The organism is Chlorogloeopsis sp. ULAP02, assembly GCF_038404745.2.
Classification (GTDB): Bacteria; Cyanobacteriota; Cyanobacteriia; order Cyanobacteriales; family Nostocaceae; genus Chlorogloeopsis.
Window position 1 is genome coordinate 149,707 of the sequence record NZ_JAYKTT020000059.1, and the last position, 9,609, is coordinate 159,315.

General features: G+C 43.1%; 4 protein-coding genes and 1 pseudogene. All 5 read left to right on the top strand.

Going from position 1 to position 9,609, the window contains the following annotated elements; all coding sequences use genetic code 11:
- A complete protein-coding gene (locus U2718_RS20515; RefSeq protein ID WP_342002057.1) occupies positions 1–4,017 on the top strand; it encodes a type I polyketide synthase in 4,017 nt (1,338 codons plus the stop codon).
- A gap of 264 nt (positions 4,018–4,281) precedes the next feature.
- Entirely contained in the window at positions 4,282–5,397 is a 1,116-nt protein-coding gene (locus U2718_RS20520; protein WP_342002055.1) for a 3-oxoacyl-ACP synthase, read from the top strand.
- Between the two features lie 118 nt (positions 5,398–5,515).
- The gene (locus U2718_RS20525; protein ID WP_342002053.1) at positions 5,516–6,274 is read left to right on the top strand and encodes a peptidylprolyl isomerase; all 759 of its coding nucleotides are present in this window, start codon (positions 5,516–5,518) and stop codon (positions 6,272–6,274) included.
- Between the two features lie 460 nt (positions 6,275–6,734).
- Positions 6,735–7,905, top strand: a pseudogene (locus U2718_RS20530) (RNA-guided endonuclease InsQ/TnpB family protein).
- Positions 7,906–8,685: 780 nt separating this feature from the next.
- Positions 8,686–9,390, top strand: a complete 705-nt coding sequence (locus tag U2718_RS20535; protein ID WP_342002048.1) for a hypothetical protein — start codon at positions 8,686–8,688, stop codon at positions 9,388–9,390.
- The last annotated feature ends 219 nt before the right edge of the window (positions 9,391–9,609 follow it).

The following is a 9,609-nucleotide window of genomic DNA, read 5'->3' on the forward strand; positions in this document are numbered from 1 at the left end:
ATGGAACCGATCGCAATTATTGGTATTGGCTGTCGTTTCCCTGGTGCTCATAATCCAGAAGCATTTTGGCAGCTTTTGTGTAACAAAGTCGATGCGATCACTGTTGTACCTTCAGAACGATGGGATGTAGATGCTTTCTACGACTCCAACCCAGGTAGCCCCGGAAAAATGAACACTCGCTGGGGTGGCTTTTTAGAGCAGGTGGATCGGTTTGATGCCAAATTCTTTGGGATTACACCTAAAGAGGCAAGTTACATCGATCCCCAGCAAAGGCTGTTGTTAGAAGTAGCATGGGAAGCTCTAGAAAATGCTGCTCAGGTACCAGAAAAGCTAGCCCGCACCAACACAGGTGTATTTATTGGGATCTCAACTAACGATTATCAACAGCTGTTGTATCAGCAACATCTAAGAGCTAGTTCCGTCCCAAGCAATGCCTATATAGGCACGGGGAACGCCTTAAGTATTGCAGCGAACCGTATTTCTTATCTCTTTGATTTTCGCGGGCCGAGTATGGCAGTTGACACAGCCTGCTCCTCATCGTTAGTAGCCGTTCACCTTGCTTGCCAAAGCCTGCATTGTGGAGAATCTAACCTAGCCTTGGCTGGTGGAGTGAATTTACTTTTATGCCCTGAGTTGACAATTATCTTGTCTCAAGCACGGATGATGGCTCCTGATGGGCGCTGCAAAACATTTGATGCCAAAGCCAACGGTTATGTACGGGGCGAGGGCTGTGGAATCGTAGTCCTCAAGCGCCTCAGAGATGCACAAAGAGACGGTGACAGAGTCATTGCGCTGATCGCAGGTTCCGCCATTAATCAAGACGGTCGTAGTAACGGACTTACCGCCCCCAACGGCCCCTCTCAAGAGGCAGTTATTCGCCAGGCATTAGCTAACGCTGGGGTGGCACCGTCTCAAATCGGCTATGTTGAACTCCACGGCACGGGTACTCCCTTGGGAGATCCAATTGAAGCAGAAGCATTGGCAGCTGTGCTAAATAGCGATCGCCCCCTTAATAGTCGCTGTGCTGTTGGCTCAGTCAAAACCAATATCGGTCATTTGGAAGCCGCAGCAGGTATTGCCGGTCTAATTAAGGTAGCATTGTCACTCCAGCATCGCCAGATTCCACCTAGCTTGCATTTTCAAACACCCAATCCTTATATCCCCTTAGATAAAATTCCCCTACGGGTGCAGCAGAGCCTAGAACCTTGGCCCTTGATTCCTGCCCCGGCTCTAGCTGGAGTGAGTTCCTTCGGTTTTGGCGGCACTAATGCTCACGCAATTTTACAGATGGCTCCCCAGTTGCCTCAAGAGCAGGAGGGCGAGAAAGATTTGCTCTCTCCCGCCTATCTTTTACCGATATCTACTCGCAGCCCAGAAGCCCTCAAATCTCTGGCACAAGCATACCAGGAGTTTTTAGTACCACCCGGTTTGGGTGCTACCCTACCGTTAGCGGATATTTGTTACACTGCCAGTCTTCAACGTAGTCATCACGACCACCGTCTCGCTCTGGTTTTTCGTAACCATCAGGAACTTACTCAATCCCTAACAGCATTTTTACAAGATGAAAATCGTGTTGGTGTGTCTTGCAGACACAAGCAAAGAAACCGTCATCAAAAGCTAGTTTTTGTCTTTTCCGGTCAAGGGTCGCAATGGTGGGCGATGGGGCGCGAGCTTTTGTCCTGTGAACCAGTGTTTAGAACCACGGTTGAACAATGTGACGACCTACTTTATCCTTTAGCTAACTGGTCGCTGATGGCAGAACTCACAGCTGATCAGTCAAACTCCCGCTTGGAGGAAACTGAAATTGCCCAACCAGCGATTTTTGCCCTACAAGTTGGTTTAGCTAACCTGTGGCGCTCGTGGGGAGTAGAGCCTAGTGCAGTCGTTGGTCATAGTTTAGGAGAAGTAGCAGCTGCTCATGTCGCTGGAGTTTTCAGCTTGAAAGATGCAATGCAGATTGTCTTTCATCGCAGCCGCTTAATGCAGCAAGGAAGCGGTCAAGGACGGATGGCAGTTGTATCATTGTCTGTGGAAAAATTGGAAAGTCTGCTCCCTGAGTATGTGGATCGTCTCTCTGTTGCTGCCATTAATAGTCCTAATTCCATAGTTTTATCAGGTGAGACAACAGTACTACAAGAAGTAACCCGTTCATTGGAACAGCGGCAGGTTTTCTGTAAGTTGTTACGGGTAAATAATGCTTTCCACAGCCCGCAAATGGAACCATACCAAGATGAACTGGCGCGATCGCTCCAGGATATCAATCCCCAAGCTGCCTCAATTCCGATTGTTTCCACAGTTACAGGTAAGACAGAACCAGGGCAGAATTTTGATGCCACCTATTGGACACGTAATATTCGAGAGCCAGTCTGTTTTGCGTCTGCTGTGGACGAACTGGTGCAAACCCAGCACAACCTATTTGTAGAACTCAGCCCCCATCCAGTTCTAGGTATGAACATATCCCAGTGTCTGCACGCTCGTTCTAAGAAGGAAATTGTGTTGCCTTCGTTGCGGCGTCAGGAAGGGGAGAAATTTGTCATGCTGGAATCTCTGGGTGTCCTTTATACTCAAGGCTACCCCATAGACTGGAGCCGACTTTATCCATCCAAAAATCGCTGTGTGTCCTTGCCTTCCTATCCCTGGCAGCGAGAGCGTTACTGGTTAGAACAAGATTATAGCCAGATTCCAAGACCGATTGTTGAGACTAGTAAGAGCGATCGCTATGTGCACCTGGCGGAGGCAAAAAATCCGGAAGACTTTTTGTTGACGACGAAGTCACCGTTGTGGTTGGACAGCAATCCCCACACAGGCGATCCCCAAACCTCGACTGTTGATGTTGAGCCAAAAGCAGCATTAAGTCTTAACCGCACTCAACTGTTAGCTGTGAAATCAAAACAACAGCGTACTCAGTTGTTGGAGACTTATATGAGCGCGCTATTTGGTCAAGTGACAGGTTTGTCTACCACTAATCTAGATTTGCAACAGCCTCTTTATCGTTTGGGATTCGACTCTTTAATGGCTATAGAATTGAGAAAAAAAATTGAGAAGGATTTAGATGTAGTTATACCCCTAGAAATTTTCGCTGGTCTTAATATTGCTCAGTGTGTAACGCAAATTCTTCTGCTAGTTGAGAGTAAAGCTAGCGATTCCACTTTTGATTCTACTAACGTTGCCACACATCTACAGCAACAGATGGCTCCAGCGAATCTGTGGATCACAAATCTACATTCAAATCCCAAAGCCCACTTACGTCTATTCTGCTTTCCTTATGCTGGAGCTGGAGCTTCAATTTTCAGTACCTGGGCAAAGGAGCTACCACCAGAAATAGAGGTTTGTCCAATTCAATTACCTGGACGAGAAAATAGACTGCAAGAAGCGCCATTTACTCGCCTGTCACCCCTGATTCAGGCATTAGTACCCCTGCTCAATCCCTATCTAGATTTTCCTTTTGCTTTGTTCGGTCACAGCTTGGGGGCGCTGATAGCCTTTGAACTAGCCCGTGAACTCCGCAGGCGAGATTTACCCTCTCCTGTGATGCTATTTATCTCTGGCAGCCGCGCACCTCAAATACTAGATACAGGTTTTCTCATTCATCGTTTTCCTGAACCTCTTTTTGTTGAGACATTACGTACAATTCGCGGTATACCTGAAAAAGTTTTACAAAATCAAGAACTGATGAAACTGCTTTTGCCAACTCTCAGAGCAGACTTTGCGATTTTAGAAACTTTTTTATATGCTAACGAAAAACCGCTTAATTATCCCATATGCGCTTTCGGAGGGATGCAAGACACCAAAGTAAGCAAAGATGAGCTTGCTGCTTGGAGCGAGCAGACTAATCAATTTAAGCTGAGTATGTTTCCTGGTGACCATTTCTTTTGTGAAAGCGATCGCAAGCTAGTGTTACAGGTCATAGCTCAAGAAATTCAGGAGTCTAACTTGAAAATAAAACAGACGGCAGAGGACAGTAGACGCGGAGCGGTTTCCGAAGGTACGGCTTCCGCAGGTAGGCAGAAGAAGTAAGATTTTACATTCCCTCATTGTGAGCAATTGCCCGTGGGAGTTTGTCTTGAAAATAGGGGCTACTAGGGGCTAGGAAAAGAGATTTTCTTACTACTGGGCTCTTTAAATAAGTAGCCGTTATGAACTCCGCAACCTACCCTTCGGGAAAACGGGTACCCTGGCGGGAAGCCGCTCCGCGTCTAAGTGACGGAGGGAGACCACCTTTCTGGAGGGCTGCTTCACCGCAATGGCTCCTCTGCCTCCTGCCTTTTACTCAGAACAACTATGGCTTTTATTGTTGCAACATCCACTGGTTTTCCCCCCAACTATTACTCTCAAGAAGCACTGGCTAATTTAGTGCGTAAGTACTGCTTGAGTATGGCTTTGGATTTTGATCTAAATACTATCGACCATATCTTTACCGATATCAAGATTAAGGGCCGTTACTTTGCACTGCCTCTTGAGTCTTTTTACGATCCTCCCACGATAGAAGAGAGTTCCAAAGCTGCAATCAAAGCAGCTGTAGATCTTAGTGAAACAACTGTGCGTAAATTGCTAGAGCAAACCAACCTTGACCCTAAAGAGGTATCACAAATGACCTCAGTGAGTATCACTACTACACTTCCTTCGTTAGATGCCCGGTTGATGAATCGGATTCCATTTTCTCCCAATTTAAAAAGAACACCTCTAGGTGGTGTAGGTTGTGTAGGTGGGGCGATCGGTCTATCTAGAGTTACAGATTACTTAAAGGGACATCCTCAAGAAGCAGCAATCCTTTTTGCCGTCGAACTCGCCTCCTTTTATTGGCAGGGTTCTCTACAAGGAGATTTGCGCTACATGATCGGCCATCTGTCAGAAGAACCACACTTATATAGTGAAATTATTACCACAATACTTACTGCTGCATCATTTGGTGATGGAGCAGCAGCTGTTTTGATGGTTGGTCGCGACCATCCGTTAGCCCAATCTGGACGACCTGAGGTGATTGGCACTCAGTCACATTTTATCCCCAATACCGAAGACGTTTTGGGGATGGATATTGTTGATACTGGCATTAGAAATATTTGGAAGCTTTCAGTAGTAGGTGAATTTACAAAAATTGGATTGCGCCAAGCCATCGATAGATTGCTTACTGAGTACGGTATATCAATTGACCAGATTTCTTACTGGATGGTTCATCCTGGAGCAATCCAGCCTCTGGAACAGGAGTTTGGTCTTGATGAGCCAGCGCTAAAGTTAAGTCGCAAAACCTTAGTGGAAGTAGGTAATCTTTCATCTCCCACAGTGCTCTGTGCGCTGGATACAACCATCTCCGAAGAAAAGCCTGCGCCGGGAGCTTATGGTTTGGTTATAGGTATTGGTCCTGGATTTTCTCAAGAAGTTGTTTTATTGCAATGGTGAGTGTTTAATTTTGATTTGCAATCATAGAACTTTGTAAAATTCGTCAATAATATTGCCTTTTGAGAGACATTAAGTGTGAGGATTTTAACTATTTTGTTCTAAATTACAATCATTAATTATGACTCATATGCATCATACAGTTGATTTTTCTGGAATACCTGTAGAAGTAAATGAAATAGTTCAATTTCTAAAACAAAATTTTCAAGTTAAGGAAATATGTCAAAAAGTTTTATATCAAAGAATTATTGAGACTGCTGCTTATGAGAAGGGTTTAACAGTTACTAAAGCTGAAGTTCAAGCTGAAGAAAATCATTTATATCGTGAAATGCATTTAAGCAAAAAATCAGACATTTATATTTGGCTAGCAAATCAAATAATAGATTTAGAAGATTGGGAAACTGGAATTCGTAATCGTCTCTTGGCTAAAAAATTGGCTAATCATTTATTTGCTTTGGGGGTTGAGATGTTTTTCAACTTAAATGCTAGTGATTTTGATCAAGCCTTAATTTATAAAATAGTTGTTCCTTCTGTGGAAATTGCTAAAGAAGTTTTATATCAAATTGAAGCAAAGCAAGTTAGTTTCTATGAAGCTGCTCACCTCTATGATATTGATGAAAGACGCAGACATCAGTTTGGTTATGAAGGAAAGATATATCGCTGGAACATAGAATCAACTATAGCAACAGTCTTATTTAGTGGAACGCCAGGACAGGTATTTGGACCACTTGCAGTCAAGGAAGGATATTCTCTTTTGATGGTTGAAGAGTTCATTCCGGCGGAATTAAATGCCCAAAGCTATCAAGATGTTTTAAATCATATCTTTCAGCAGTGGTTAGCAATGGAGCTAAACTATCTTCTCCACAGTGACAAAAAATAATTTCAAGTAGGTGAAACATTCGTCGCATATAAATTATTTTTATTTTGCTTGATTCTACTAAACAATCCTGATAGCTGAGGGACTGGTGCATCAATTCGACGACTCCTCAGTTATAATGCTGATTTGCGACAATAACTACAGATACGGTTAGTAAGGCACTTTCTCAAAACGCAGGTATTTGAGCAAAGGATGCAACCAATACAGGCTTGCTCTTAAAAAAGATATTATTACCAATGAATCGAAATTTTACCTAAGTTACTCCGTCACCTATTGAACTATTGGCAATTAATGACGGGGTTGAGTTAGATGAATTTGTCTAATTTCTATATGCAAAGGTAGATTAGCTTTTAATTTTGTCACCTAAAACCTCACGGGAGTGTGGAAGCCGTGCGTCTTTAGACCACGGAGGAAACACGACTCGGCTATTTTAATAGCCGTCACATGTGATATAAATTATCTTATGGAACAAGTACTGACATTGGTTTGCAAGCTTAACCCCACTCCTGAGCAAGTTGCCCAAATCGAGGCAACATTGAAGGCGTTTGCAGATGCTTGCAACTATGCCAACGAGCAGGTTAAACCCCAAATAACGAGCAAAACTACTATCCAAAATTTGGTTTATCAAGACTTGCGCTCATTGTTTGGACTGTCTGCTAATTTGGCAGTCAGGGCTTGTGCCAGAGTGGGGGCTAACCGCAAAACTGCCAAACAAAAAGGCAAGCCAGTTAAAGACTTTAAGCCAACTAGCGCCGACTACGACGCTAGAATTTTTGCTTTTAGGGAGAAAGACTGGACTGTTAGCCTTACTCTCTCCGAAAGTAGAGAACATATGAAATTGGATATTGGCAACTACCAGCGAGGCAAACTCAAAGGCAACAAACCAACATCGGCGCAGTTGTGTAAACATCGGGATGGCTCCTACTACATTCATATTCAAATCAAAGAAGAAGTTCGCGATCCACTCAAACCCACCAATGTTATTGGTGTAGATTTTGGGAGGCGGGACATTGCCGTAACCAGTAATGGCGATAAGTGGGACGGCAAACAGATAAAAGATGTTCGAGACAAGTTTGCCAGGGTAAGAACATCTCTCCAGCAAAAAGCCTCGAAAGGCACAAGGTCTGCTCGCCGTAGGGCAAGGCAGATTTTGCAACGGTTGTCGGGGAGAGAGAGAAGGTTTCAACAATGGCTTAACCATCAAATCAGTTACCGGATTATTCAACAAGCCAAATCCACAAGTGCAAGTGTTGCTATCGAAAACTTGACTGGGATTAGAGAGCATACCAACCAGCAACCAAGAAATAAGGTTGAGCGCAGACGGTCTAATTCTTGGTCGTTTTATCAATTGCGTTCTTTCCTTGAATACAAAGGTATCAACGAAGGAGTCGAGGTGATTGCAGTGCCACCTGCCTACACAAGCCAAACCTGCCACCAATGCTTGCACATTGGGTTGAGGTCTGATCAGCGCTTCAAGTGTGGTAACTGTGGATGGCATGGCGACGCTGATTTGAATGGCGCAAAAATGATTTCTTTATTGGGGCAGTCTGTTAGCCTGCCTGGAGGTTCGGGTTATTTGTGTTGTAAACGAGCGCACGGATAGCTCAGGGCTACTGAAAGCCCCGTCTCTTTAGAGCGGGGAAGCTTACAAGGACTAATTACAGGATGTGATAACGTACTGAAAATTGAAGAGCAAAGGATAAAATTAAGTAAGAAACCAGATAATTTAGCTTTTTTGAGAAGTGGGATGATGCTCTTAACATACTTACACAAGAAATAAATTAACAAATTCTGGTTATCCTTTGTGTGAATGATCTCACTTTTTATTTGTCGTCAACTCCAGTCTGACTTTGTTTCAAAGTCATCTCCACATAGACGAAGTTTGACCTCAGAGTTTAGTATTATAGAATTTTTGCTGGGTTTAATTTTAATTGAGAAATATCTGTGTAAGCTCTGTGAGAAGGGATACACAGTCATGTATTCTCCCTTCTCTGGTTAAGTCCTCTTTCTACACTTAGGCAAAGTGAGATGAGGAACCAAGACTATTGAATTTTGACAACCTTAATACCAATGCTATCAAATGGGAATGATTTCAGATACTAGGAGGGTATGTCGTAAAAACTTATTACATTACATACATAGGTACTAACGTGTTTTCTGTTTTTTACTTGACTTGCTTGAAGTCTTTGATTTACCTTTAGTTACCGCTAATTGAGCTTTTGAGGCATAGATTTTCGGCGGTCGGCATCGATCGCAGAATAATGGTCTTGAAGGATAGCAAGTGCGTTCTACCACTTTATTGCATCCTTTACACACAAAACGATAGACTCTCTGCTTAATGATGCGAACGTGAGCCTTGACAAAAACTTCCTTACTTTCCACTGTTTATTCCTTTCAAAGAAAACGAAATTGCTATGGCTGATTTATCTGAGATTCTTAGGTTACTCGAAGCAGAGCGAGATCGCTATGTCTTAGAAGCTGCTGATTTAGAGCGTCGTCTGTCTTTTATTCGGAATCAGATCCACGCATTAGAAGCTCTAATCCCAAAGTATGTTTTAGAAGAAAAAATTAATCATACCTACAAACGTCTGCCTGAATCTTCTATACAAGTGCTCTTGGAGGATAGAACTCACTCTGTTGAACAAGAGGAATTGGAAACTCTAGACCAAGAATTGGAAACTGAATCAGAATTTGAGCATAAGACAAATCCTTCATTAAGCACACCACAATCTACCTCAATCCCAAATACCGAACTGACTACCTCTACACAAGAAGAACCAGATATCTCTGACATTCCCAAGTTGAGTGTCCCCAGAAAACCTGGAACTCTGCCTCTATTGCGTGAATTCCAAGAATACTCCATACAAAATGCCATCTTAATTTTGATGCGCCGGCGACCGGATCTGCATTTTCATATTGACGCCATTGTACGTGATTTATATGGAAATAAATTAACACCAGAGCAGTTTAAGACTGCCAAAACGAATGTCGGAAAAATGCTTTCTACAGGAGTGCAAGCAGGATTATGGTATAGGGTATTGCATGCTCACGGTGTTTACACTTTGAAACATGAGAAGGGAGTTACAAGTAAACTGCTCAAACCGTTGAGGAAGAAATAATTGACTTATACAGTTTTGAGGTAACAGTAGCCATCATCCCTTCAAGCAAATCATCATATATTCATATTTGGATTTGGACGTAAAACTCATAAACTCAAGCAACACACAAAGGTACTTTAAAGTCTACAGTGTGGCTGAAATTGATATAAGCTTCTTACTAAATCAACCAGACTCAGCCACACTTGTTCAGTTGTTCTATGCTATCGAGAACTCATTTCA